Origin of the sequence: Actinoplanes oblitus, assembly GCF_030252345.1 — a bacterium.
GTDB classification, from domain to species: domain Bacteria; phylum Actinomycetota; class Actinomycetes; order Mycobacteriales; family Micromonosporaceae; genus Actinoplanes; species Actinoplanes oblitus.
Genome location: NZ_CP126980.1, coordinates 3,392,100 through 3,417,762 on the forward strand (window position 1 = coordinate 3,392,100; position 25,663 = coordinate 3,417,762).

The window sequence follows — 25,663 nt, forward strand, 5'->3', positions numbered from 1 at the left end:
ATGAGGAGAAACACGGATGCTGGCCGCCGAGCGTCGCGACGTGCTGCTGTCCCGGCTGCGGACCGCCGGCAAGGTGGTGGCCAAGGAGATCGCCGCCGAGCTGGGCGTCGCCGAGGACATGATCCGCCGGGACCTGCGCGAGCTCGCCGCCGCCGGTCTCTGCCAGCGGGTCTACGGCGGTGCGCTGCCGGTCTCCCCGGCGGTGGCCGACTACGCGACCCGGGCCACCGTCGCCACCTCCAGCAAGGAGCGGGTCGCCGCCGCGGCCGCCGCCCTGATCCGGCCCGGCGCCACCGTCCTGCTCGACGGCGGCACCACCGCCCTCGCCGTCACCGCCGCCCTGCCCGCCGACCTGGCCGCCACCATCGTCACGCACAGCCCCACGGTCGCCGCCGCGCTGGTCGGCCACCCGGCCGTCGACGTCTACGTGCTGGGCGGGCGGCTCTTCAAGCACTCGGCGGTCACCTGCGGCGCGGCGACCGCCGAGGCGGCCCGGGGCATCTCCGCCGACCTGTTCCTGATGGGCGTGACAGGGGTGCACGAGGAGGCCGGGCTGACCACCGGCGACCCGGACGAGGCCGCCATGAAACGCACCCTAGCCGGCCGGGCGGCGGACACCTACGTGCTGGCGAGCAGCGAGAAGGTCGGCACCGCGTCGCCGTTCACCGTGCTGCCACCGGCCGAGGTGACCGGGATCGTCACCGACGCCGACCCGGAGCATCCGGCGCTGCGCTCCCTGCGCGCGGGGGGTGTCAGCGTGGTCCCGGCGTTTCCGGGCGGCTCGGAGGGGAACAGAAGTGGATAGCACCCCCCCGATCAACAGGAGGCACCGGCCATGGCCCGCAAGGAACATGACGTGAACCGCAGCGCCCGCTCGGGTCGATTCGTCAAGCAGACCACCGCCGAGCGAGAACCCAAGACGACGGCCACCGAGCACGTCGGCGCCGGCGCCGGCGACCGCGAGGTGCACCGCAGCACCAGCACCGGCCGGTTCGTCACCAAGACCACCGCCGAGCTGCACCCGGCCACCACCGAGACGCAGCACGTCTGAGCGGCACGGGTCACCCGCGACCGAGCGCGGGCCGGCTGCCGGGCCGGCCCGCGCTGTGACGCGTACCCACCGCCGTTTCGTCCTCCGCCGGCCCGGGCACTGAAGCGGTGAACCCTGGTGAAGGAGTGAAGAAGCGATGGCCGCACGCAAGACGCAACGGACAACCAGCCCGAGCTACACCGTTCCGGGGATGAAGCCCGATGTCGCCGGTGACGTCATCGCGGTGCTGCAGGACCGGCTCAACGCCCTGAACGACCTGGCGCTGACCCTCAAGCATGTGCACTGGAACGTCGTCGGCCCGCACTTCATCGCGGTGCACCAGATGCTCGACCCGCAGGTCGACGCGGTCCGCGAGATGGTCGACGCCCTCGCCGAGCGGATCGCCACGCTGGGCGGTTCCCCGATCGGCACGCCGGGCGCGCTGGTCGCGCAGCGCTCCTGGGACGACTACGCGATCGGCCGGGCGGACACCAACGCGCACCTGGCCGCGCTCGACGTGGTCTACGGCGGAGTGATCGAGTCGCACCGGGCCGCCATCGAGAAGACCGACGAGCCCGACCCGGTCACCCAGGACCTGCTGATCGCGCAGGCCGGCCGGCTGGAGCAGTTCCACTGGTTCGTCCGCGCCCACCTGGAGTCGGCGGACGGCACGCTGGTCACCGCCGGCGTCAAGGACGAGAAGACCGCCGCTCGACGCGGCAAGCGCTGATCCCGCGAACGTGACAGGCCGCCGGTGCTTCCGGCGGCCTGTTTCCGGTACGCCGTTCAGAGGATCGGCTTGCCACCGGTCACCGGAACGACCGCCCCGGAGATGTAACTGCCCTCGTCGGAGGCGAGCAGCACGTAGACCGGCGCCACCTCCTTCGGCTCGCCGGCGCGTCCCAGCGGCGTGTTCTTGCCGAACTCCGCCACCTGCTCGGGTGGCATCGTCGACGGGATCAGCGGTGTCCAGATCGGCCCCGGCGCGACCGCGTTCACCCGGATCCCGCGCTCGCCCAGCATCTGCGCCAGCCCGGCGGTGAAGTTGGCGATAGCGCCCTTCGTGGTGGCGTACGGCAGCAGCGTCGGCTTGGGCATGTCGTAGTTCACCGAACTGGTGTTGATGATCGAGGCACCCGCCCCCAAGTGCGGCAGCGCGGCCTTGACCAGCCGGAACATCGCGGTGATGTTGGTGTCGAAGGTGTGCTGCCACTCCTCGTCGGTGACCTCCTCGACGGTCTCGTGGGTCATCTGGAACGCCGCGTTGTTCACCAGCACGTCGATCCCGCCGAGGTCCCGCACCGCCTGCTCGACGATCTTCGCGCTCAGCGCCGGGTCGGTCAGGTCCCCGGGCGCCAGCGCCACCTTGCGCCCGGCCGCCTCGACCAGCGCCGCGGTCTCCCGCGCGTCGTCCTGCTCCTCCGGCAGGTAGGAGATCAGCACGTCGGCGCCCTCGCGCGCGAACGCGAGCGCGACGGCCCGCCCGATCCCGCTGTCCCCACCGGTGATCACCGCCCGCTTGCCGGTCAGCCGCCCCGATCCGCGATAGCTCTCCTCGCCGTGATCCGGCTTGCGGTCCATCCGGGTGGTGTGCCCGGGCGGCTTCTGCTGCCGTTCGTCAGCCTGCCGGTCTTCCTTGGTCGTGGTCATGCCCGCGGCATTCCCCACCATTCCGCCCCGAAACACCGGGCACGGTCCCGGCCGGAAACACCGGGCACGGGCGCCGGGATGCCGGGCGCGGCATCGCCGGGAACCTCAGGGCACCGCCACACCCGGCCGGAGCGCCAGCGGGCCGCCGCCGCGGCCGGTGATCCCACCGAGCCTTCCGGGACGACTCCGGAGTACCGGCTCATCTCCCCGTGCTGCCGGTCGGCCCGGGGTCAGCGGGCCGCCAGCGGAGCGTCGGCCGTGATGACGACGGGATCCTCGATGAGGTGCGGGCGCAGGCGGTCGGCGGGAGTCAGCCACGGCTCGTGCGGGGCGCCGTCCGGGTTGGCGGTCCACCTGCGGGCGGCGCGGCGGACGCCGATCGGGTAGATGGTGAGGGTGCCGTCCGGGGTGATGTGCATGCGGAGGAACGACTTCGAGTCGATGATGCCCTGGGCGGAGAACAGCTCGTTGAGGTTGACGTCGAAGCGGGCGGCGATCAGCAGGTAGACGGCGGTGAGTTCGGTGGCGGCCAGGCCGGAGGCGACGCCGTAGACGCCGAGGGCGGCGATCAGCGACCACGGCCAGGGCCAGTCGTGCAATGGCAGCTCCCACCAGAGCCAGGTGCCGAGCGCGGCCAGGCCGAGCTGGGCGCCGCCGTGCAGCAGGCCGAGCGCGCGCCGGCGGAAGCGGCCCAGCGCCGACTCGCTGAGGTGGGCGAAGGCGTAGCAGCCGGACATCATCAGGGCGACCAGGATGACCAGTGGCACCAGCGAGAACTTCTGCAGCGGGCTACCGAAGCCGCTCGTGATGACGCCGCTGGTGGCGAGCATCAGCGCGGTGTGCGCGGCGCCGACCATGGCGATGAAGCTCGGGTTGTCCTTGGGCAGGCGGGCGACGATGCCGGCCGCGTACGCCTGGGAGAGGCGCTTGCCGGGGAACCGGGAGCGCAGCCGGTACTTCTCCCGCTCGGCCGGCGACGGCAGGCCGGCCGGCGGCACCTCGATCGTCTCCGGCAGCTGGTGGGTGGGGTAGAGGTACGCGCCACCGCCGCCGCAGGTGATCAGTTCCCGGTTCTCGTTGCCGTACCGGGCGTAGTGGTGCCAGTCGCCGGAGAGCATCAGCCGGATCCGGGCGCCGGTCGGCTCGATCACCGCGCGGACGAAGTAGTCGAGGGAGGCGTAGACCTGCGGTACGTCGTCGCCCTGCACCCAGGTCGGGCTGGCCGACGCGATGATCACCTTGGTCCGCGGGCCGAACCGGGTGGCGACCCGGCTGAAGTACGCCAGCTGCGGGTCGTCGATGTAGGTGGAGTCCTGGTCGTCCAGCGCCAGCAGCCACCAGTCGCCGGGCAGCTCGACGGCGAAGTAGGAGCGGTGCTGCGGCAGCCGCCAGCCGCCGATACCGGTCCGGCGGGTGCCGGTGAACAGGCGCAGGAACGCGGTGAGCCCGTCGTACCAGTCGTGGTTGCCGGGCAGCGCGTACATGGCCGGGCCCTGGCCGCCGGGCGGGGTGCCGGGCAGCGCCGCGTGGTACGGCCCGACCAGCTGGTTCTCGTAACGCTCCACGCTCGGCGTCGGGTAGACCTGGTCGCCGCCCAGCACCAGCGCCTGCCCGCGCGGCAGTTCCCGCTCGCCGACCGTCAGCGTCTCCTGGGCCAGCAGGTAGGCGACCGAGTAGGTGGCGTCGAACCCGTCGCCGAGGTCGGCCACGAAGTCGATCCAGCAGTCGCCGTCCGGACTCGCCTCCCGGTGCACGTCGTCCGGAAAGGACGCCTGCAGCTCCCGCTTGTCCAGGTAACCGCCCTGGATCGAGGAGAGGGCGACGCGCAGCCCGGTGCCGGCCAGCTGCACCGGGGACAGCCAGGCGACCGGCCGGGCCGGCGTGAAGCCCAGCTCCTCCGGCGTGACGTCGCGCGGCCGGCGCGCGGGATTGGGCATGGCCTGCTCGGGCCCGTGGGTCATGGTGGCGGTCCTCCCCTTCGGTGCTGGGAAAGGACTACCAGAACGTGAAGGGCTCCCATTAATCGATGCGTGACGATACGGTGTGGCGATGCGACTCGCTGCATCGATTGCCGTGATTGCCATGTTGGTGACGCCGGCGCCCGCCTCGGCATCGTCGGGAGCCCGGCCGACGTATGACTACGCGAGCGCCGTCCGGGAGCAGGTCTGGGTGCAGACCGCTGTGGACAGTGACGCGGACGGGCGGCCGGACCGGGTGGCGGTGCGGATCATCCGCCCGGCGACCAGCACCAAGGTCCCGGTGATCTTCCAGGCCAGCCCGTACTACGCCGGCCTGAACGACGTACCGAACCATGACGACGTCGACCGGAGCGGTGCCGCGAGTCTCGCCTCGTCCGCGCCCCCGGACATCGTCTTCTCCGGCTATCTGGACAACTACTTCGTGCCGCGCGGCTATGCCGTGGTCTTCGCGGACAGCCTCGGCACCGGCGGCTCGGACGGCTGCCCCACCTCCGGCGGGCGCAACGAGACACTCGGCATGAAGGCCGTCGTCGACTGGCTGAACGGGCGGGCCCGGGCCGTCGACGCGGCCGGCAAGCCGGTGCGGGCCGGCTGGACCACCGGGCGCACCGGGATGATCGGGGTCTCCTACAACGGGACGCTGCCCAACGCGGTGGCGGCCACCGGCGTCCAGGGGCTGGAGACGATCGTGCCGATCGCCGGCATCTCCAGCTGGTACGACTACTACCGCGCCAACGGCGGAGTCGTCGCGCCCGGCGGCTTCCAGGGCTGAGCTGCGCTTATAGAAATATGTCACTCGCCCCCAGAGGGCCTGTCTACCAGGCGAACTGTAGGGCGAGATTCCATCTTATCCGATCGAAGGATCGTCACTCTGCGTTACCTTCGGCCGCCTTCCGTTCGATGTAGCGGACCAGTGCATTTATTTTCGCTGCTGTAGTCGATACTGCGTTGATCTCATCCAAGGCGATTTCTTCCGCAGTACGTGAATCGATTACTGGTTCGTCAGGAACCTCAATCTGCTCAGTCCCGATAAGTTCGCCATCCTTGTACGTAAAAACATTAGTGATAGCCATGCCGCTCTCCTAGGCAATCTTCAGTGAAATCATGGGCGGCGAGCCTGCCAGCCCTGTATATGCGGTGTTGGGCCACGGATTCGGTAAGGCCGTCAGGTAGGCCGAGTTTGAAACCATGAACATGTTGTTGTTCGGGCCAGCACCCGCATCCGTGCTGTATACAGGCCGTACGCCAGTGGTAGAAAGCAGAGGAAACCCGGTGCTGGTGCTATTAGTGATGGAAGCGATGTAGTAAAGCCCTGGCAAAACAGTTACATCGATAACCGCCTGGTATAGACCAGCAGCGCCAAGCGTCACCGTGGCTTCAGCCAGAAGTGCACCCGGTACACCGTTGGATAAGGCGTTATACAAACCCATCCGAAGGTTGCCCGTTGCTGACGCACTAAGATTTACACTGATCGCATTGAAGGTGGTTGTCACTGGAACTACCAGTGTGGTCGCTAGCAAAAGATTGGTTGTACGGGCGGCAGAGGAGTACGCCCCGTACTGAACCCGCGAATCGACCCACTTCCCGGAAATCCAGGCAGCGTTTCCGTTCTGGCTGAAACCACCAGAACCGCTACCGCTCGGAGCAGCAATCCACATCGTGTTGTAATCCGTGGAATCAACCTTGGAAAGAATCTGCCCAGGGCTACCGCCAATCGGCACGCCCGGCCCGGCAGCGCCAGTACTTCCCGCATCGCCCTTCGGCCCTTGCGGAATGGTGAATTTGAGGACTGCGGCTGAACTTGACCCGGTATTTGTCACCGACGCATTCGATCCGGGCGCACCCGTAGTCACTGTGCCTACAGCGATCGTCGCGGCTGCGCCCGGATCGCCTTTCGGTCCTGGCACCACAGAATCGGCCCCAGGCGGTCCCTGCGGGCCTGGAACGGTCGAATCCTTACCGGGAGGTCCGGGAATCGTAGATGCGGGTCCAGGCGGTCCCTGCGGGCCTGGAACAGTCGATGCCGGGCCTGTGTCACCCCGTTCACCTTTCAAGGACGCGAGCCACTGAGCCTCAGTACCGACAAACCCGTTAGCTAGAGCGACTTCATACGCTGACTCTCCATCTGAGCCAGCAGGTCCAGGCACTGTTGAATCAGCCCCTGGATTTCCCGGCTGACCCGGCGCACCTCGCAGAGAGCTAAGAAAATCTGCTTCGGTTCCATGGTTGCCTCCATCGAGCCATATCGCATAGGCACTCTTCCCGGCCGAGCCCGGATCACCACGCGGGATCATGAAGTTGATTACGGCATCACGATTCGTTCCAGTGTTCTCTACAACCGCTTGACTACCAGGATCAACAGTCCACACAGAACCGATGGCCAGCGTTGCGCTAGCCCCGTCAGCACCGGGCGGGCCAGCAATGCCCTGATCGCCTTTCGGACCGGGAATTCCCTGAGGACCGGGCGGGCCGCCAGCGGGACCAGGTTCACCGGGCGGGCCGGGGGGACCAGCCGGGCCAGGCTTTCCCATCGGGCCGGTCAGATTACCCTCGATAAATGTTGTCGGGGTGAGCGTCGCTGCCTCTACGAACGTCACACCGGGGTCTAGTTCGTATACTTCGATGAAATCCATTAGAACCGCCCCGTTCCACCGATAGGCCGAATCTGCACGGGACCTTCCAACAGGCGTTTCACGTCACCAGACGCATAAACCCCGTCTATCACGTAGTACATGGATTTGTGCGGGGCGTACGTGCCGGTGACCGCGCTGGGGATGACTACGTGCCACAGTCCATCCTGGTAGTTCATGGAATATTTGTGGTTGTAGCTGTACTCAGCCGAGCGGATCTGGAAGGTCACAGAGGCCAGCTCGGTCGTGTCGTAATAATATTTCTGATCCTGCTGGTACTCACCAGGCTTGACCGCCATGCGAAACGTTGTACCCACGTCTATGACGATGGGATATCTTTCTCGGGTCTTCATGGGTGCTACTCCTACTCATCATCATATTGGGTGCTACCTATTTCGGTGGCTTTGATCCTCAATGGTTCATCGGTGAACATGAACTCTGCACTAGCCCGGAACCCCTCTGCCGTGAATGACATGGTGATCCGGGTGACCGGGGGAGCGTAGGTATCAGGGAACGGCAGAGGCATGGGAAGTTTCCAATCCCCGGTGACAATCCCGATGTCGTTCGTTTCCAGGTCCGCTCTAGCGGTCATATCAGTGGAACCGGCGTCCAGGCGTAGCACTTTGGATTTCGCTGCGCTGGTGGCCTCCACAGTGGGGTAGTAGTACGTCCCCAGGTCTTCGTCAAAGTTTGCGGGCGTGGGCAGGTCGAACGGATCGAACACCGCAATTTTCGTAGCGTTGATGAACCAGACCCCGTGTCCGCTGGCTTTCTGGTACTCGCGCACTAAATCAAGAATTGTGGAGCAGGCAGGCGGTTTCGGTTTCACCGGTGTTTTAGGGTTCGGTTTCTTCGTGCCGGGTTTGGTCGGAAGAGCTATCGGTGGGTCCAGGGTCAGCGCTACCCAGACGTTGTTGAGTTTTGGGAGAGAGGAATGCTGGACCACCCCCACGCAGAAGAAATACGTGTGTCCTTTTACTACTTTGAACCGCAAGGGGCTATCGACGATGGATCTCTGTATCACGAGGTTGTCGTTATCGGACGCGTCAATGATTTGCATCCACAGCATTTCGTCAGAGCTGTACAGGCTGGACCGCAGATCTACTTCGGCCTGACCACCGTAGGTGCATGTCCACTTCCACCAGACACTCTGTTCGTATTTCAACGCCCATGGATCTCCGTAGTCCCCGGTATCCTTAGTGGCGTACGTGATATCAGAGTTAGCAGTTACCCCGCCCGTGGTGGGGATGATCCATGCATTAGCGCGTTTGTCGTTACCAGGCGGTGCACCTTCAGTCCCGATTGTGTCGCCAGCTTTGGGGCCGTGAACGGATATCTGGTATTGCTGCCCACCCTGGACATACTGCGGATCGTTACGGAAGCCTATGGAGAAGTAGTAATCCTTGTCAGCGTCCACGTCGTAGGTCAGAGAACCTGGATTATTCTCCACTCTGGCCCGTTCGACTAGTTGGCCCAGCTCGATTCGTTGCCACATCACCAGAGAGAACGCTGTACCGGCCAGAGTTTCCGGGGTCAGGGCGAACGACGCAGTAACCTGGCCTGATTCCTTGGGTGTGTACTTCCACCAGGCCGTACGATATTGGCGATTGTAGTAGTAATCCGGGGTCGGGTCGTCCTCAGGCGTAAAGCTCTGCCCGAATCCCTCGTTCATGACAATGTCGTTGTACGTGCCGGACGCTCCGATGTTGACAGTCTTAGCGTTAGCGCGTAGATCGTTGGTCGGCATGTCGGTGTACTTCACATTGAACCGGAAATTCTGGAAATATCCGAGGTCACCAGCACCCAGCCGGTTATCTGTGCTAGACGAGCCTATTTCGATGTAATAGGTTTCGTTGGCTTCCAGGGTCACGCGTAACGCTGCATAGGTGGACAGTGATTCTCCCTCATCAGGATTGTCCGGATAGAACGGAGTACCGGAGGCATAGAACACCCAGGGCAGGCCGTTGTTTCCACCACCCCATTCATCACGGTAGTAGGTGGTGTTCGTCGGGTGTGCAGGGTCTTCCCACTTCTGGAACGCCTGCGTACCGATCCCGGTGCGCTTCCAGATCGTCATCACACAGCCCTGGTGCTGTGCCTGTAGAAAGAAATCAACGGCCTTGCCCTCACCGGTGATATTAAACAGGACATGCCATGCACCATTACGCTGAGCGGTAGGGCGGTAATAATCACCACCAGGTTCGTTGTAGACATACCAAGGAAGCCAGGAATCGTTAGGGGCCAGCTTCGGTAAGTCATAGACGAACCGGTTATTCCACGTTGCTGTCCATCCGTCACCGGAAGAAAGTTCACCGAGCGGTATCGTCTGGCCGGGGTAATAGTGCTCGACGTTGACGTTAGCTACCATCTGCCAACACCTCCACTTCAGATTCCGATTCGGTCATGACCAGATTCGTGATAGTCACGAATCTGGACAGCCGCTTGTATGCGGACTCTTTAGGCAGGTCCGGGTAACACACAACTTTGGAAGCGGCCAGGGCATATTTACCGACCATGGTGCAACTGAAGTCGTATCGCCATGTCTTAGGGCTTATCCCTTGTGTGCGGGTGACTTTGACTGTGTCCACGATGAAATATGACCCAGAGACGATATGGCTGGTCCCTGATCTATCCACGTACCGGCACCGGATTTTGTCTCCCACATTCCAGGGTGCGTACACCGAACTGTTCGTAGTAGTGGAATATCTGGTGACGCTGGACGTGGCTGTCTCCGAGCCGAACAGGAATACGTCGTTCTCATCAGGATCGACATTCGCGGTGTAGGTGAAGTTAGCCGTGGGGATTTCTTTCCATTCACCCGTGGAGATCTGACGCTCTACCCGTAGCTTGGTGAAATCATATTGTTCGATCATGTCGGGATCACCCCGCCTAGCCGCTTATACGAAGCCAATCCCTCTGCGACCTTCTGCCCGTACAGGTACGGGTTAGTGGCTGTGTCCGGGACGTTGATCGTGTTGTTGTGAACCACTGTGGTGCTGCTACCCGATACGGTTCCTGTGGCGTCCAGGGTGGCCTGTGCGCTGGGCATCGTGAACGACGTGGAGGACAAACCCTTAGCGAGCGGCGAGACGATATCTTTAGCGGTGAGCGTCCGGAAGCCTAGGGCGAAACCACGGATCGCGTTTACACCGGATTTGAACAGGCGACGTGATGGGCTGTGGATCTGAAGTATTTTCTCCAGCCAGTCAGGCAGCAGGTGAGCCAGGTCGCCTACTTTATCCTTTATCCAGTTCATGCCGGACTGAATACCGCTCCCGATGCCCTCTACGATGGACACGCCGATTTCCTGCATCTTAGCCGGCAAATCCATCAATTTTTGCCACAGTCCAGCGATATCGTCGAAAACGCCACCGATAAAATCACCGACGAATCCGAATACAGCAACGGCTGCGTCCCGGATGGACTCCCAGGCAGCGGTCACAATATTTCTAAAAGTTTCGGACTTCTTGTAGGCGATGACGAATATAGCGACCAGGGCGACGATGGCCAGGACGACCAGCCCGATCGGATTCGCGTACATGGCTGCGTTGAGTGCCCATTGTGCAGCCGTCATGACCCCCGTGGCCACTGCTCCACCGATCATTGCTGCCTTTTGAACGACCGACGCAGCCGCTGTCCGGAGGAACGCCAGAGAACTAGCATTCATGGCCAGTTCTAGGAGATCGAAGACACCGACGATACCCATGAGCGATGGGCCTAATGCCTCCATGCCGGAACCGAGAGATCCGAGCGGGCCGGGTATTTGTGCCAGGGCTCCACCTAGGTCACCGATACCACCGGCGAACTGTGCGGATTTAGAAGCACCGTTACCCATCTTTTCGCCCAGTTCATCGAACGAATGGCCCGCGTTATCCACCTTGGAAACCAGACCGCCTGTGCTGGACGAAATCTTATCGACGGAACTAGAGATGCGGCTGGATGACTGATCGAACGACGTTCCCATCCGCTCTGCGGCAGAGGATGTTTCCGCCATCGATTGAACAGCGGGGCGAGCGTTAGCGACGATCGCGATAGATATCTGATTACCCGCCATGGCTTCACTTCCTCTTCTTCGCTAGCTCTTGCGCTTTTTCGATAAATGCCTTCCGCTCCCACATGGACAGGTACCGGTATTCGCTAGGGGCAACGTTCGTCAGTAGACAGAACGAAGCCATTTCTAGAGCTTCGTCGTTACGTTCTATTCTTTTGGGTCGGCTTCATCCTCGGGCTGGAAATATCCCACCAGTTCGTACATGGGTATCTTTTCCACGACGGACCATGGTGTTGATTCCTTGCGGTTAACCAGAGCCCAATACACGCCCATGGCACGCTCGGCACCGGATAACTTCTCAAAGGGTTGACCGAACTTCTTTTGAATCCCCATGTACTCGAATCCGTTGAGATCGTTCATCGCAACAGATAGTGGTGCGTCGTACGTGGGTTCTACTTTGGGTCGTACACTCATATTCATAATCCTTGCTTCTCGATGAGCGCTGATAGTTCACGCTCTAACGTGGGTATTACCATGGGTCGTACAGCCGAATCCGCACGCTGCATGAATCGGACGGCACTGATATTTCTTTTCGGATCACCGTAGTTCTGAACCCCCGCATACGGGATGCGAGCCGATCCAGCTTTGACGTTGACCCTGTTTTTAGATTTAGAAACTTTGACAGTCTGAATCAGACGGCCGGACGAACGAGGGGAGTAGCGGGTAGCCTGCGTCTTCGCTTCATCACCAATAACAGCGAAAGCTGCCTTGAGATCATCCACGGATACGCCTAGGTTCTCCAGAGCCTTAATGGCTTTGGACAGTCCCTCTACCTGCAATCCCCCTGCCATTACGGCCTCGTCACTACAGGCTTAGCGGTACATTTCCAGGAAACCTCTGAGGTGGGACGGACTGACGGATCTGCATCCGCCTCGCCACCATAAAGATCTAGGTCCCCCTCACCCATGGAAATGATGACGTTCCCGCTCATGTACGCCTGAGTCGTGTCTAGAGCACCGTCGTCATCGGCCTGACCGATTCGGTAGGCCACTGTGGAACCAGCGTGGTCGTAGACACGTGACCAGGTGGAGTTGGTGGATAGATCCTGTAGGTAGGCGACGTCCAGGTAGTAGTCATACTTTCCACCGGCCCGAGCCTCAGCCAATGTGACCGCACCCGAATCGGCATCGGCTTTACGGATCTTCGCGCTAGTGACTTCAAAAGATACGTCCACACCGCCGAGAGTGAGGACCAGCAATCGTGAATATACGGGAGCCATTTCTAGCCCTCCCTCTGGTTAGATACGTGGATTAATATTTCAACCCAGGTTGCCGCACCCGCATTTACTTGATACGGAGCTTCCACCGTGAACCCGTGAGTCCAAGTAGAACGCAGCCTGGAAAATCTAGAAACAAAGTCGATGATCTGATTCATCGCAGCGTCGGTATCGTCGCCCGTGCACTGAAAGATCAGATCAAAGTGATAGCGGTTCACGGTGAATGTCTGGCCAGGCTCTACCCACGGACCTGTACGAGCAGGAACGATCACCAGGGCCGGAAGCACCAGCGGATCTTTATCCATCGGTCCGAAGTGGGTAGGAATCCCGAGCGGTTCCAGGTCCGTCCGTAGATCGTCGCGTGCAGCATCTATATCCATATGAACTCCTACGCGAACGGGCTAAGCCAGGGCTTGAGCATCGGACGGATAGGCTCCATAGGATCGCGGGATAGTCTTCCGGCCACCTCTGAACCCCCGAACTGGACGAACCCACCGGGGGACTTCTGCCGGGTGAAAAGTTCCTGAGCCAGAGCTAACGTAGCTTCGTTGAGAACCGACTCAGGAACATAAGCTTCACCGACATATTCTTCAATCATCGCGCGGGCAGTATCCAGCTTGGAAGCAACCGTGCCGTTGTCCCGGATATACGCTTCGGCGTCGTCTAGATTAGGCATGGCTGCCTCCCCTCATGAATCTTGATTTACGCGGTGATAGAGATGATTGAACCGGCGAACGGGATCGCGGTTGCCTGTTCGTAGTAGACGCTCATCTCAGTGGTGAGATTTGTGATGTCGTCCTGGGTGAGGCGGGTAGGAGTCGCATCCCCGAAGGTGATGAGTGCCTGTGAGTTCGCCAGCAGGCAGGTACCAGCGGCCAGGGTGGTGTCTACCTTGACCGGCAGACCCAGAACCTCAGCGGAGAGAGCACCAGCGTTGAGGCTTCCGGCTGAGAGCTGGGCAGAGCCACCGGTAGGAGTGAGCAGACGGGCTGAGCCGTCCCGTACACCCGCCATGGCCTGGAACACATCCAGGGACACGAGCAGGAACTCAGCGGGGCGACCGATCCCGCTGGACGCCATCTGAGAGACACCGTTGATGATCGCGGCTTCCCAATTAGCGATGGTGTTTCCACCACGAGCGACAGTCGTGGGAGTCAGAGCGGCCAGAGCTGCACGGGTCGCAGCGTTACTGCGGAACGTGGCCTGGTTGACCAACTCCTGGTAGGCCATGTCCACGACGTTCACCGGTAGACGACGGATCGCCTGGAAGGAGAAGGACGTGTAACCGCCGTAGGTCTTGATCGGCGCGGTGGAAGCGTCGAAGCTCAACTTACCGAAGGCCAGTACGTCACCCTGGTTGACCTGCTCCTGAATCTGGAGTGTGGACGCTGCGCCGGACAGATACTCCACACTCATGCCCTGAGCCGGCAAAGCCTGACGGGTGAAGACTTCCTGAGTCACCCGGTTGCGCTGGACGAACTCCAGGGTGGACGTGACCCATGCGGGCGGGACGACACCGGCCGGGGCGACGTTGCCCGTGGTGGTTCCGTTGTAGGCACGTGTCTCCAGGTTCTTCCACTGGTTCGCTAGCTCGATCGCTTCGTCTTCACCGTTCGCGATGGCTTTGATCCATTCACCAGCGGACCGGTACTGCGCACCTAGGACGGTGGGGCCTGAAGAGCCGGGGACGGAGAAAGTAGCCATCCGTCGTTGTAGGTCTTCGTTCATTTCTCGGAGCTGGGATACCTCTGTCTCAAGAGTTGCCAGCTTTTCATCGTTAGGCATGATATTTCCTTTCGTTGCTGGCTGCCCAGCTTTACGCATTTCGAGAATCTTCGAGTTCTCATATGCGGGGATTCCTGTCAGGGATACTTCGAACAATCGCGCAGCGGTTCGCGTGATCATTCCGTCTGGTTCTATTTGGGTCCCACCGGTTTTTGGAAGAAAGCCGACTGATAGAGCGTGATACGCTCCACTGCGGACCAATTCCAAAGCTTCATCACCCGCCTGAGTCTTCGCGACCCGAGCGGTAATACGAACGGCGTCGTCCTCATCGCGCCAATCCACGGTTCCAATCGTCCGGGCGTGTTCGTCGCGCAAGACAACGTGCTGCGATCCCTCAAATGCTCCAGGGGCGACCCGTTCGATAACGCCAGGGCCTAGCTCGGTGGGATCGTTGTACTTGAGTGCGATTCCTTCAAGGGTCCTGCCCTTAGTGGAATCTTGTTCGTCGGGATTTTCGTCGGCCACACGTAGCTGTAGGTCAGCCGTGTACCGAATCATTTCTTCAGACATTGCTGCCTCCATCTACTGATGTTTCTTGATTTATAGGCGGTAGCCCTTCCCGGTCCCGGATCTCGTCTACGAGTAGCCAGGGTTGGTTTCCGGAAGCCTGTGAATAGAAAGTGGCCCGAGCGGCTTCGTCCATCCGAAGTAATTCGTCGGTGCGGAACCGGGCGAACGTGCCGGTAGGTAGAAGTTCCCCCCACGCACCCTCAATGGGGTCTAGGTAGGAACGGAGCGTGTAATCCCGTAGAGCCTGGTGACGTTGCTGGACGTTCGCGTACGTCTGCGAGTCCCCGGACGGGGCGTCCAGGATCGCGGCCGGGATTCCGAATAGCTGAGCTATCTGGACGGTCTTAAGCTTTGTAGCCTCTGTGTAGAGAGCTTTCTGAGGATCAATCTCGATGACTTCGTATCGCAGACCCTTGCCGAGCACAGCGGTACGGTTTTCTCTCCGGGCTTTCATCCACTCGTCTGACCAGCGACGTGCCTGGTCCGGTGAAATATCCTGATCGGTGGAGAGCAGCCCCTCGGGGATTTGATTCTCGTCCCACCACATCCCGACGAACTCTTCTAGCTTGAGCGCTCCCCAGATCACGAGCGGGGCCGTCTGGATTGGTCCACGTCCACGCAGGCCAGGCAGGCGAGTCAGCTTCTCGTGAGTAATGTGGAGCCTCGGAACTTCGACCCAGCCGGCAAAAGTATTACGTCGATATTGAACGATCCCGTTGTCATCCATATAGACCTGGACATCCAGAGGGGCCAGAACGGCGACATTCGATGGAACTTCTAGAATATTTGTGCGCGGGTGGTACCAGAAGAACTCACCGTGCAGCGCCATCGACATAACCGTGTCGTAGACGAACGCCCGGCGTGAACAGTCCAGGTTAGGTTTGCGCACTAACGCAGGCTGTGTTTTCAACGGCTGACCATTGCGGACAGCGTCGATGGTGAGCGAGGAAACTAGGGTGGCTACGGTATTCACCGAGCGGTAGACCGCTGGGACCTGTAGCGCTTCCTCAATAGAAACACCCCGGTACGGGGCGGCCAATTGCCGTGGAGTTACCGGAGCGGCCATATCTGGTTGTGGTGGTGTGATAGCCCGTGTTTCTATATTTTGTGCAGGTGGTAGTTGGGGACCGTAGAATATGTCTCGGAAGAATCCCATAGTGACCACCAAAAAGTGATGAATGCATTCACTAAGGGACTATCGGCAGGAAGTTATTAATATCCACCCCACGGTGACGAGAAGTAGAGCGGTATTTCTACTTTCTGCTCGTCCTTCACCATGTTCGCGATATAGGCAGCCTCTACAGTCGCCTTCACCATGTCTACGTGACCGTTCTTCGCAGTGGCGAGACGATAGCCTCCACGCGGGAGAACTTTCATCACGGCTTTGGATACCTGTAGCTGTAGCTGACCATTACCGTCGTGGGTGGCCTTACCCTTGTCCACTGCGTTGAGCAGCCAGACAGCCGCGTTCGCGTAGGTCCCCAGAGATATTTGACGGGTCTCTATCCCCACGTTCTTCAGACGCTCGGTAACGTCTCGCCCGTCTATCGAATCCAACCCGATCACAATGTCCGGATAGAACGATCGCAGCATGGCCAGGTCTTCAGCCACCTCAGCATTTGTCGGCTCCAGGATGATCCGCAGGGTGTAGGTGTGGATCATGTTATTTGTGTCGTGACCGGCTAGGACGATCGTCGCGTAAGTATTTCCAGGGGTGAACTCGGCGACCGCCACCGTGGGACTGACGGGCAATTCCGGCCACTTACGTTTAGCCAGACGCCACCGCGACATATCCATCCAGCCGGATCTAGACTTCGCGGTCCAGTTCAATGTGTAGCGCCGGTAATCTTCCGGCATGGTCGTCTTCAGGTCTTCCAGGATTCGTTCCACCGGCACACGTCCACACGCAACGGCCGGGTTACAGGACAACACCGCCTCAGGACTGTCCCACCGCAGATCTTCCGGTGCCTGCCACATAAAGAACCCGAACCGCGACTCTGGATCGTGTTCTTCAGTCAGGGCCTTCCCCTGCGTGATCAGATTTTCCAGTAGCTCGGATTTGTCGTCGCCCGCCGTGGACAACCCGATCAACATGGATTTGTTCTGCGCACGCTGCCCGTAGACCACCGCATCCCACACATCTTGTTTCATGAGATGTAGCTCGTCGCAGATGCCGCCCGTGATCGGCTCACCCTGAAGTGCGTCTGAGTTGGACGGATAGATTCTGTACGCCGAGCCGCTCTTCGTCGTCATCATGCCCATGCCCGGTGTCCGGCCGAACTCTTTACGCAACAACGTGCTAGCCAGGATGGCGTCACGGAATCTTTTGTAAACAATCTTCGCCTGATTCTCGTTACGTCCAGCCGTCCCGATCACGTTCGCCTGCGGGACATGCATGAACAGGAAATAGAACGACAGGCACGCGGCTATCAGGCTCTTACCCTGTTGGCGAGGAATACAGAGGACAACTTGGCGATAGCGAAGCTCACCCGCGAATCGGTGACCAGGTGGATATGTTTCTAGAATCCTGTCGATCAGCCAGGCTTGCCACTCGTCCAGTTTCATGAACTTGCCCGTCTGCGGATCTTTCCAGACCGCCTCAAAAACCTTGCGGAGCTTCGGGCCAGCGCTGGTGAAATCCTCGGAAAGCGGGGAAGTGTGAAACTGTGGAAGTAGCAGCGTCATCACTCATCACCAGCCGCCGCGATAATATCAGCGAGTGACGGTTCTTTATCCAGAGATTCACCGAGAATCGCTTTCCGCAGCTTCGTATTATTGATCCCGAACTCACGGATCAGAGCAGCGCTAGGCGTACGGTCAACCAGGATGGCGGTAGTGAGAACGATGAGGTAGAGCGGCTGGTTCACCGGCTTCATGCACTCTGGATAGTCCTCACAGAATTTTCTGACACCGTCTGCGAGGGTTACCGGCAAACCCCCCTTAGCGCTCTGGTGCTGTCTCTGAGCCATTTGTATCGTCTCGCCTTCATTCAGGTACCCCTGCCCGTCAATTCGCCATGTCAACACTCCATTCGCCTCTGATTCGCTTTCACGGATTCGGGGGTGTTGCAGCGTCGTGGCTGAAAAAACCGTGGGTTTATTCTGGATTTGTTTCGGATTCCGCAGGTGGATTAGGGATATTGTTTTGTGCCCGGTCCAGTAATCTATTCAGTTTGTATTCCTGATCGCTCACTCTGGTCGCCAGGTTTCCGTACGCTTGGCGCAGTAGTTCTACTTCGTTGCGGAACTCGGTGAAGTCGTTATCATCCATGGCTTTGTTCTTTCATCTGTAGGTACAGCTCGGAGCGGTAGGGTTTGCGTGGAGGTAGCCCGTTACTTTTACTGGAGTTGCAAACCCGGCAGGCAGGCAAGTAGTTCTGTTCGTTGCAGAGTTCTTCACATGTGCCGGTTGACCAGGGGATTACATGATCTCCTGTGTCTGCTACTCGTCCACATTCATAGGCGCACAGTGTGATCCCATCCAGATATAGCGAATTGAGTCGCGTCCACGCTGAACAGTGATGTGATGTAGCCATTACCGGTGCACCCGCGTTCCGTCTATCGAGTAGTGGCACACCACGCACCAGGCTTTCCGTCCATCGCGGAACTGCACGAACTTATGCTCACCAGGGCAGGCAAGTTTTATCAGTGCGTGTAGTTTTCTCTGGGCGTGAAGGGCACGACTGTAAGCCTCCGCAATTTCATGATCTATGTCCTCTGTGGGTGTCACAGGCTCGGGACCGGTAGGGCGTTTCGGGGCTGCTCGTCTTCCTAGTGCGTGGCGTACGCTCATGACTAATTCTCCAGGGTCTCAGCGTTCTCTACGTCCATTCCCATCAGTTGCCGTGCCCGTCGCTCTGCACGTGTCTCAGGGCGTGTTTCCTCATGCGGCATTTCAGGGTCGGCAGCTTCGTTGGGCATGGACGGGGGAGTGTACGAATCCGCCTGCGGTAGTTCCTCCGGTGATTCCAGAGTTACCGGGGTTTCATCCTTTTTGGTGCGCTTAGCCATGGTGGCCTCCATCGGTTGTGTAATCCTTCATGAACTCCGCATATTCCGGAGTGTCGATCATCTGGTGAAACTGCGCGCCTAACAGATCGTGGAGCGTGCAGAATAATTTCCACATAGCCTCAGCGGAGTAGACCACCGGGCCACGCGAGCCATTGGAGAGCAAAGTGTCCACCATGAACATCTTTAGCGTGGTAACACCGTCGCTGGCCATCGCTGTCCCCGATCCTTCATGAAGCTCGATATCCACTACTATCGGGGCGTTTGACGCTAGATCATATTTCATGATTTTCCTATCGCTCGGAGAATGTGTTTACAGCATTTTGTGTACGCAAAGCCCAGACACGTACAGTGGACGGTGACCTCATACGAGACGTCCATGTTTGTTGATGAAGTAACCCTGACCGTCCTTATCGAACGCGTAGGTCTTATCTGGTTCCGTGGATGGAACTGGATTTTTACCACGATTCCCGCCTCTCCCGTGACCCTTGCCGAGTGACGTACGCGGACCGCCGAAATGCTTCCAGCGAGTGCCACGGATGATCTGTCCGATCGTGTCGCTGTGGAGTCCGTATTGAATGGCTAGTTCCTGATAGGTGACTCCACCTAGGGCGTAGCGTTCACGCATTTGTACGACAACCTCAGCGGTCAATACGCTGTTATGGCGTTCCTCGCCACGAGATATCTCATGTAGACGGGCGCGATCCTCGCCGTTCTCCTTGGCGGTACCCCACTTGAGATTTTCCGGCCACCTGTTGTTGGTTTTATCACCGTCGATGTGGCGGCATTCCCAGCGACCAGGCCCATCCGGGCGAGGACCGGCGAACGCGGTCAGGACCAGGGTGTGTACCTGCTGAGCGCGTGTTTTTCCACGAGGCCCGGCGCTGACACATGGGTACCCGTGGCTACTTAGCCAAGTATTTAGAATTACCGGTTCCTCTAGGCGTTCCTGGCTCCGGGCGTTGATGATCCAGCTACGAACGCGGCCCAGATTGGACACCTCGTACCAGGTCTGCCCGAACAGGGGTAACCAAATCTCTTCCATGCCAGACCCACCCAATGCGATGAATAAATATCGTCATTAGGGAATATCGGATCTGGAAGCTACTGAACCGCGCGTTTAGGGCCGTTATGCGGAACTTTCTTAGAAATATTTCCGAGAATCCATGGTTTATCTCCAGTTCGGATCGATGATGAATGTCGTACGGACAATGTTCGGGTACTGAACGTCTGACCAGGGGTACAGCTTCAGGAATTCGCCCAGCTCTACGTACTCGGGTTATTCGGGTAGAGCACTAAGCCCTTGGCGCGTTCCCCGTAAAGATATAGATAATGATCCGGTTCATGAATCATGAATTACCTCCATTGACGAAATTGTGAAGCCAAGCGGTGAAATCCGCGTGATCCGGTTTAGGTTCAGGATCAACCACCGCTGACGTATTTGTAGATTTCCGGTAATCCGCCCGACGCTGACGTTCCTCACCAGCCCGAGCCTTCCGAGCCGACCGGAACGCCTCAGCTACGTCTTTGAACTGGTCCAGGTCTACCACGGCCTCCGCTACCGGCTCAGCGGGAAACCGATCCAGGTCCAGACGAAAAGTTATCGATTGCGGACCAGACCCTTTGTTGTATTCCCGGCCATGATCCAGGGTGAAGATTCCAAACTTCTCCACCTTGGCGATGTGCTGACGAACAGAATTATCAGACTTCCACCCAAACGCCTTAGCCATCACTCTGAGTGACAAAGTCACCGTATCGGTATTGGAAGCCTTGGCGTAATTCATGATCGTGTAGGCAAAGGTTTTACTTCCGCGTGGCATGGAAGTAGTAGATGTGTAGTCGGCTAGGGACTGCACTTGGTACCCAATGGAGATATCTACTTCTCTTGCGCATATGCTATTGCGCATATTTCCGTGTAGACCCTCTAGATGGTTGGTGTCCGCGTAGGCCCGACCACGCATGATGGTTCGGTGGAAGTTCCGATCCTCAAAGTCACCATTCTCATGACCGGCCCACGCCAGGATGGTGAACGAACCTTCGTCGTCGATGTTCCCGGCCAGCTCCAGCGACCGTCCCCGGATCGCTAGGTCCCGTAGACAATCCCACCGGCTGTTGTAGTCGCCCGTGTCACCGTTCGCGTAATCCTGGACTTTTGCATACCAGGCCCTGGACCACGGTGATTTTAGAATTTTCCGAATTCGCTTCTCAGCGGTAGTCAGCTTGGCTTGCGCCTGATCGTACTTAGCCGCTCGCGCCCTGTTTGCGTACTGTCGGCCCTTACGGATGCGGGACGCACGTTTTTCTTCCGGTGTCTGTTCCGGATAAAACGAAATCTTCATAAAGTTATCTCAATTCTGTCGATTACCTGGGCCACCTCTGCCAGGCGGCGGGTCCAAGCTCGGACTAAACCTGGACCCGCCTATCACCGACAGATGAGTGACATATCTACTGTATCGGCTCGGGAATTAGACTCCAAATACTTCTAATTCCCGAGCGCGAGCGGTGTTTCTGGTAATTCTGGCGTTAACTAGAGTGACTGGCGGGAATTCTAGAAACTGGTTCTTGACCATTCCGGCCCGGCCCCGAACCATGGTGCCCATGACCAACACCCACGAAGCTACCGTGACCGTTCCCAGCGACATCACGCCTGCCGAGCTGCAAGGGCTAGTGGACCTTGCCGTATCTCTGCGAGACCTGCCCTATCCGGACCGGCATGACAGTTGGAAGATTGAGGAACTACTCACCAACTACGCCAAAAATGTTCTTTAAAGAAAAGCCCCGGCTACCAGATTGCGTGTGAGAGCCTGTAGTGGTCTCTCTGGTAGCCGGGGACCCTAATCCTACGTTAGGCCGTCAGAATTGATCTGAGAGGCCCAGACGCCTAATTGCGTTCATGCTCCGTGACTCCTTCAACTGCCTGCCGTACACGTTCAGCATGTGCGCCGACTTCCACCCGAACGCCACCTGCAGATCGGTGGTGCTCAAACCCTTGCTGTCCATGGCCCGGTGAGCCGCAGTGTGCCTCAGGATTTTCGCGGAAATCGGATCGATACCCGCCCGGTCACACGTGGATTTCAAAATATATGCCAGGGTGTTGTGGCCCATCGGTGCCTTACCGAGCCACAGCCACTCCGTACCGGCCCACGACATACGGTCACGGACTTTCATAAATCTTTCCAACGCAGCCCCGGTCCGGTCACCGAACACCAGCCGACGTGTACCGGTCTTGCCTGACACCGTGACCAGAGAAGCCGACCAATCAATGTCATCCATCCGCAGGTTGCAGATCTCTGAGCGTCGAGGTCCCCCTACCTCACTCATCAGCCTCAGGATCGCGTGATTACGACGTTGCCGATAACTGGTGCCCTGGGTAGCCCTGAACAATTTTCCTAGCTCCTCGTTGCTTAGGACACGCGGGGGAGTATCACCAGCGCCAGGCATGGGGATCAGCTTCATCGGGTTGCGTTCTAAATATTCTTCACGGACCGCCCATGCGAAGAACGGGGACAGACAGCACCAGTCACGGGCGACGGTCGTGTCCTTCACACTGGCCCGGCGTAGATCTAGAAATTCCTCCACGTCGGCGCGGGTGATGTCCTCTAGAGCTTCGCTACAGGTGGTCCGGAATAGTTTCCACACACGTTCGTAGAGATCGATCGTTTCCTCAGACCGACCCTTGAGCCGCATGTACCGTGCGTAACTTGCTCGGACGCGACGTTCGTCCATCCGTTCCTCCTACCACGCCAAGCACACCTCAGCCCCGGCACTGACTCTGCGTTTTGCCTGGTCAGCACGGCTCTCGCGAGCACGTCCAGGTCCGCTGGTACGACTACTACCGCGCCAACGGCGGCGTCGTCGCCCCCGGCGGCTTCCAGGGCGAGGATCTGGACGTGCTGGCCCGTGCGGTGCTGACCCGGAAGAACCCGGAGGTCTGCGCGCCGGTGATGGACGCCATCGAGAAGGCGCAGGACCGGGAGACCGGGGACTACAGCCGGTTCTGGGCGGAACGCGACTACCTGCGCGACGTCGGCCGGGTGCGGGCCAGCGTGTTCCTGGTGCACGGGCTGCACGACCTCAACGTGCGTACCGGGCAGGCCGGGCAGTGGTGGGACGCGCTGAGCAGACGGCACGTGCCCCGCAAGATCTGGCTGCACCAGGCGGCGCACACCGACCCGTTCAACGTCCGGCGGGACGTCTGGCTGGCGACGCTGCAACGCTGGTTCGACTTCTGGCTCTACCGGATCGACACCGGGATCATGCGGGAGCCGATGGCCGACGTGGAGACCGCGCCGAACCACTGGCAGACGTCCCGGACCTGGCCGCTGCCGGCCGCTACCACGTTGCGGCTGCCGGGGGCGGGGCGGCAGACGTTCGTCGACGATCCGGCGCGGACCGCCGACGACATCGTCGCCGACGGGGGCGGGCTGGCGTACCGGTTCCCGCCGTTGACCAGGGACACCCGGCTGACCGGGACGCCGGAGATCACCGTACGGGCGTCGCTGGCCGGTGACTCGCCGTACCTGACGGCGTTGCTGGTGGACTACGGCGCCGCGGACCGGTACGCCGGGCTGCGCACGCTGCCCGAGCAGGACTGCGTGGGTCCCGGCGTGGAGGGCGACCCGGGCTGCTTCAACCGGCGCGAGTACGTGACCGCGACGACCCCGTACGAGATCGTCACCCGCGGCTGGCTCGACGTACGGAACCGCTTCTCACGGTCGGTGACCACCCCGATCGTGGCCGGCCGCGAGTACACCTTCCGGTGGAACCTGCAGACGACCGACCACGTGTTCGCGGCGGGCCACCGGATCGGCGTGGTGCTGATCTCCACGGATCGGGACCACACGCTGCGCTACCCGGCCGGCACCGTGGTCACCGTCCGGCCCGGCCATTCGAAGCTGGAGGTGCGCCTGACCGGTAAGGGGTGAGGCCGGCGATCCGGTCCGTCTTCCACCTGCCGCCGCCCGGCCGGGCGGCGGCGGATAACCTCAGGCACAGCCGTGGGGGAGGACTGGCTTGGGGATCGAGGACGACCTGTTCCTGCTGCGGGCCTACGAGCCGGTGGCCCGGTTCACCGAGGGGGAGTGGTTCTTTCCGATCTCCGTCGAGCGGTATGTGAGCCGGGCCGGACTCTGGCGGACCGTGCCGGGGACCGGACCGGTGCGGGTGGCCGGGCCCGGCGAGCTGACCCTGGACACGCTGGCCGCGGCCGGCGGCGGCGCGTTGTCCGGGATCGGCGGCACCGAGAAACACCTGGCGCACATCCCGCTGCGCGAGCGTCCGCCGCACCTGCCCCGGGCCAGCCGCCTCGCCTCGGTCGGCCCGACCGCCCGGCTGGTCGACGCGCTCAACCGGTTCTCGCTGCTGTTCCGCGGCAGCCTGCCGGGTGGCAGCGCCGCACACTCCTTCCTGCTGCAGCGCGACCACCTGGAGCCGCACCGGCCCACCTACTACGGCCGGGTGCTGCGCGACGACCCGTGGATCGTCTGCCAGTACTGGTACTTCTACAGCTTCAACAACTGGCGCTCGGCGTTCGGCGGGGTCAACGAGCACGAGGGTGACTGGGAGCAGGTCACCGTCTATCTGGACGGGACCGGGGTGACCGACCGGGACGGGCTGCCGCCGGCCCGCTGGGTGGTCTTCTCCGCGCACGACGAGGTCGGCGACGACCTGCGGCGCCGCTGGGACGACCCGGATCTGACCCTGGCCGAGGACCGGCACCCGGTGGTCTTCGTCGGGGCCGGCTCGCACTCCGGGGCGTACCTGCCCGGCGACTACCTGATCACGGTGCGGCCGCCGAAGCTGCGCGGCCTGGTCACCGCGCTGCGCTGGTCGGCGCGGCTGCTGGCGCCCTGGTCCGCCGAGGACCGGCGGACGCTGGGGATCCCGTACGTCGACTACGCCCGTGGCGACGGCCGGGCGATCGGGCCGGGCCAGGGCGAGGGCTGGCACCCGGTGCTGATCGACGACGACACGCCATGGGTGCGCGACTACCGCGGGCTGTGGGGCCGGGACACCCGGGACCGGCTCGGCGGGGAACGCGGGCCGGCCGGTCCCCGCTACGCGCGGGACGGACGGGTCCGGCCGTCCTGGGCGGACCCGGTGGGCTGGGCCGGGCTGGCCAAGGTGGCACCGAACCCGGCCGCCGAACGCCGGCTGGTCGAGATCCGCGCGAAGCGGAACGAGGACCGGCTCGCGGCCCTGGACCGTGAGATCGGCGCCCTGCGCGACGACCTCGCGGAGGCGGCGGCCGGCCTGCCCGCCGCCGCGCCCGAGGTGCGTGCCCTCGCCGCCGCCGAGCAGCGGCTGCTCGGCCTGCGGCTGGAACGCACCCGGCTGGCCGACGAGCAGCAGCGGGCCACCACCGCCGGGCCGATCACCCCGGACCCGCACGCGCACCTGATGCACCGGCGGCTGCCGATGGAGTCGGCGACCGGCTTCCTCGGCCGGGCCCGGTCCTGGTGGGCGGTGCTCAGCACGCCGCTGATCCTGTGGGCGATTGGCGCGCTGGTGTCGCCGCTGCCGATCGCCGGCAAGCAGACAGCGCTGATCCTCCTCCTGCTGCTGCTCGTGGTGGAGGGCCTGGTCCGGGAGAAACTGCTCGCCGTGCTGCTGCGTCTGGTGCTGGCCGGGGCGCTGATCGCCATGCTCGCGCTGCTCTGGTTCGACGGGCGGTACGTGGTCAACTTCGCGTTCTTCTTCGCGGCCGTGCTGGTCCTCCTGATCAACATCAGGGAGGCGTGGCGCCGCTGAGACCGCTGACCGGCACACGTCCGCCGGGTCGCGCCATCCGCACAGGGCCGCGCGA

29 protein-coding genes and 1 pseudogene are annotated in these 25,663 nt (G+C 61.2%); 7 read left to right on the forward strand and 23 right to left on the reverse strand.

The window, feature by feature from the left end:
* Nucleotides 1–16 precede the first annotated feature (16 nt).
* From Actob_RS15150 to Actob_RS15160, 3 genes are all read left to right on the forward strand, one after another.
* Nucleotides 17–805 (forward strand): DeoR/GlpR family DNA-binding transcription regulator, encoded by a 789-nt coding sequence (locus Actob_RS15150; RefSeq protein ID WP_284920818.1) that lies wholly within the window; start codon nucleotides 17–19, stop codon nucleotides 803–805.
* Nucleotides 806–835: 30 nt separating this feature from the next.
* Nucleotides 836–1,051 (forward strand): hypothetical protein, encoded by a 216-nt coding sequence (locus Actob_RS15155; RefSeq protein ID WP_284920819.1) that lies wholly within the window; start codon nucleotides 836–838, stop codon nucleotides 1,049–1,051.
* Between the two features lie 190 nt (nucleotides 1,052–1,241).
* Entirely contained in the window at nucleotides 1,242–1,760 is a 519-nt protein-coding gene (locus Actob_RS15160; RefSeq protein WP_284920820.1) for a Dps family protein, read from the forward strand.
* Nucleotides 1,761–1,816: 56 nt separating this feature from the next.
* On the opposite strand, the gene Actob_RS15165 is transcribed toward Actob_RS15160, so the two are convergent.
* Together Actob_RS15165 and Actob_RS15170 are read right to left on the reverse strand one after the other, a co-directional pair.
* Nucleotides 1,817–2,680, reverse strand: a complete 864-nt coding sequence (locus Actob_RS15165; protein WP_284920821.1) for an SDR family oxidoreductase — start codon at nucleotides 2,678–2,680, stop codon at nucleotides 1,817–1,819.
* A gap of 230 nt (nucleotides 2,681–2,910) precedes the next feature.
* Nucleotides 2,911–4,641 carry a metallophosphoesterase gene (locus Actob_RS15170; protein ID WP_284920822.1) on the reverse strand — a complete coding sequence of 577 codons (1,731 nt, stop codon included), beginning with the start codon at nucleotides 4,639–4,641 and terminating at the stop codon, nucleotides 2,911–2,913.
* Between the two features lie 121 nt (nucleotides 4,642–4,762).
* Here Actob_RS15170 and Actob_RS15175 point away from each other — a divergent pair.
* Nucleotides 4,763–5,428: pseudogene (locus Actob_RS15175) on the forward strand (CocE/NonD family hydrolase); the annotation flags it as partial.
* Between the two features lie 97 nt (nucleotides 5,429–5,525).
* Here the strand turns inward: Actob_RS15175 and Actob_RS15180 are convergent.
* The 20 genes from Actob_RS15180 to Actob_RS15270 form a co-directional block, all read right to left on the reverse strand.
* Nucleotides 5,526–5,732 (reverse strand): hypothetical protein, encoded by a 207-nt coding sequence (locus Actob_RS15180; protein ID WP_284920823.1) that lies wholly within the window; start codon nucleotides 5,730–5,732, stop codon nucleotides 5,526–5,528.
* Between the two features lie 9 nt (nucleotides 5,733–5,741).
* Nucleotides 5,742–6,479, reverse strand: coding sequence for a hypothetical protein (locus Actob_RS15185; RefSeq protein ID WP_284920824.1), 738 nt, complete (start codon nucleotides 6,477–6,479; stop codon nucleotides 5,742–5,744).
* Between the two features lie 275 nt (nucleotides 6,480–6,754).
* Nucleotides 6,755–6,883 carry a hypothetical protein gene (locus tag Actob_RS15190; RefSeq protein WP_284920825.1) on the reverse strand — a complete coding sequence of 43 codons (129 nt, stop codon included), beginning with the start codon at nucleotides 6,881–6,883 and terminating at the stop codon, nucleotides 6,755–6,757.
* Nucleotides 6,884–7,291: 408 nt separating this feature from the next.
* A complete protein-coding gene (locus Actob_RS15195; RefSeq protein WP_284920826.1) occupies nucleotides 7,292–7,642 on the reverse strand; it encodes a hypothetical protein in 351 nt (116 codons plus the stop codon).
* 11 nt (nucleotides 7,643–7,653) lie between these two features.
* Complete coding sequence (locus tag Actob_RS15200; protein ID WP_284920827.1) at nucleotides 7,654–9,657, reverse strand: hypothetical protein; 2,004 nt, start codon at nucleotides 9,655–9,657, stop codon at nucleotides 7,654–7,656.
* The gene (locus Actob_RS15205) at nucleotides 9,647–10,162 is read right to left on the reverse strand and encodes a hypothetical protein (RefSeq protein WP_284920828.1); all 516 of its coding nucleotides are present in this window, start codon (nucleotides 10,160–10,162) and stop codon (nucleotides 9,647–9,649) included. The genes Actob_RS15200 and Actob_RS15205 overlap by 11 nt, the downstream gene beginning before the upstream one ends.
* Nucleotides 10,159–11,343, reverse strand: a complete 1,185-nt coding sequence (locus Actob_RS15210; protein ID WP_284920829.1) for a phage tail tape measure protein — start codon at nucleotides 11,341–11,343, stop codon at nucleotides 10,159–10,161. Before Actob_RS15210 ends, Actob_RS15205 begins: the two co-directional genes overlap by 4 nt.
* 144 nt (nucleotides 11,344–11,487) lie before the next feature.
* Entirely contained in the window at nucleotides 11,488–11,700 is a 213-nt protein-coding gene (locus Actob_RS15215; protein ID WP_284920830.1) for a hypothetical protein, read from the reverse strand.
* Nucleotides 11,701–11,756: 56 nt separating this feature from the next.
* The gene (locus Actob_RS15220) at nucleotides 11,757–12,062 is read right to left on the reverse strand and encodes a hypothetical protein (RefSeq protein ID WP_284920831.1); all 306 of its coding nucleotides are present in this window, start codon (nucleotides 12,060–12,062) and stop codon (nucleotides 11,757–11,759) included.
* Nucleotides 12,063–12,561: 499 nt separating this feature from the next.
* A complete protein-coding gene (locus Actob_RS15225) occupies nucleotides 12,562–12,936 on the reverse strand; it encodes a hypothetical protein (protein ID WP_284920832.1) in 375 nt (124 codons plus the stop codon).
* 8 nt (nucleotides 12,937–12,944) lie between these two features.
* The gene (locus Actob_RS15230) at nucleotides 12,945–13,232 is read right to left on the reverse strand and encodes a hypothetical protein (protein ID WP_284920833.1); all 288 of its coding nucleotides are present in this window, start codon (nucleotides 13,230–13,232) and stop codon (nucleotides 12,945–12,947) included.
* A gap of 26 nt (nucleotides 13,233–13,258) precedes the next feature.
* Nucleotides 13,259–14,851, reverse strand: a complete 1,593-nt coding sequence (locus tag Actob_RS15235) for an HK97 family phage prohead protease (RefSeq protein ID WP_284920834.1) — start codon at nucleotides 14,849–14,851, stop codon at nucleotides 13,259–13,261.
* The gene (locus Actob_RS15240) at nucleotides 14,844–15,917 is read right to left on the reverse strand and encodes a phage portal protein (protein WP_284920835.1); all 1,074 of its coding nucleotides are present in this window, start codon (nucleotides 15,915–15,917) and stop codon (nucleotides 14,844–14,846) included. Before Actob_RS15240 ends, Actob_RS15235 begins: the two co-directional genes overlap by 8 nt.
* Nucleotides 15,918–16,063: 146 nt before the next feature.
* Entirely contained in the window at nucleotides 16,064–17,536 is a 1,473-nt protein-coding gene (locus Actob_RS15245; RefSeq protein ID WP_284920836.1) for a terminase large subunit domain-containing protein, read from the reverse strand.
* Nucleotides 17,536–17,727, reverse strand: a complete 192-nt coding sequence (locus Actob_RS15250; RefSeq protein ID WP_284920837.1) for a hypothetical protein — start codon at nucleotides 17,725–17,727, stop codon at nucleotides 17,536–17,538. The genes Actob_RS15245 and Actob_RS15250 overlap by 1 nt, the downstream gene beginning before the upstream one ends.
* A gap of 220 nt (nucleotides 17,728–17,947) precedes the next feature.
* Nucleotides 17,948–18,121, reverse strand: coding sequence for a hypothetical protein (locus Actob_RS15255; RefSeq protein ID WP_284920838.1), 174 nt, complete (start codon nucleotides 18,119–18,121; stop codon nucleotides 17,948–17,950).
* Complete coding sequence (locus Actob_RS44020) at nucleotides 18,114–18,386, reverse strand: HNH endonuclease (protein ID WP_407653650.1); 273 nt, start codon at nucleotides 18,384–18,386, stop codon at nucleotides 18,114–18,116. Before Actob_RS44020 ends, Actob_RS15255 begins: the two co-directional genes overlap by 8 nt.
* Before the next feature lie 467 nt (nucleotides 18,387–18,853).
* Entirely contained in the window at nucleotides 18,854–19,072 is a 219-nt protein-coding gene (locus Actob_RS15260) for a hypothetical protein (RefSeq protein WP_284920839.1), read from the reverse strand.
* 150 nt (nucleotides 19,073–19,222) lie between these two features.
* Complete coding sequence (locus Actob_RS15265) at nucleotides 19,223–19,903, reverse strand: NUMOD4 motif-containing HNH endonuclease (protein ID WP_284920840.1); 681 nt, start codon at nucleotides 19,901–19,903, stop codon at nucleotides 19,223–19,225.
* Between the two features lie 304 nt (nucleotides 19,904–20,207).
* Nucleotides 20,208–21,197, reverse strand: coding sequence for a hypothetical protein (locus tag Actob_RS15270; protein WP_284920841.1), 990 nt, complete (start codon nucleotides 21,195–21,197; stop codon nucleotides 20,208–20,210).
* A gap of 259 nt (nucleotides 21,198–21,456) precedes the next feature.
* Here Actob_RS15270 and Actob_RS15275 point away from each other — a divergent pair, with 259 nt between their 5' ends.
* Complete coding sequence (locus Actob_RS15275; RefSeq protein ID WP_284920842.1) at nucleotides 21,457–21,627, forward strand: hypothetical protein; 171 nt, start codon at nucleotides 21,457–21,459, stop codon at nucleotides 21,625–21,627.
* Nucleotides 21,628–21,711: 84 nt separating this feature from the next.
* Here Actob_RS15275 and Actob_RS15280 read toward each other — a convergent pair whose 3' ends face one another.
* Nucleotides 21,712–22,584 (reverse strand): tyrosine-type recombinase/integrase, encoded by an 873-nt coding sequence (locus Actob_RS15280; RefSeq protein ID WP_284920843.1) that lies wholly within the window; start codon nucleotides 22,582–22,584, stop codon nucleotides 21,712–21,714.
* A 53-nt stretch (nucleotides 22,585–22,637) separates the two neighbouring features.
* On the opposite strand from Actob_RS15280, the gene Actob_RS15285 reads away from it, so the two are divergent.
* Both Actob_RS15285 and Actob_RS15290 read left to right on the forward strand, forming a co-directional pair.
* Complete coding sequence (locus tag Actob_RS15285; protein WP_284920844.1) at nucleotides 22,638–23,783, forward strand: CocE/NonD family hydrolase C-terminal non-catalytic domain-containing protein; 1,146 nt, start codon at nucleotides 22,638–22,640, stop codon at nucleotides 23,781–23,783.
* An 88-nt stretch (nucleotides 23,784–23,871) separates the two neighbouring features.
* Nucleotides 23,872–25,608: a hypothetical protein gene (locus Actob_RS15290; protein ID WP_284920845.1), complete on the forward strand. Its 1,737-nt coding sequence runs from the start codon at nucleotides 23,872–23,874 to the stop codon at nucleotides 25,606–25,608.
* Nucleotides 25,609–25,663 lie beyond the last annotated feature (55 nt).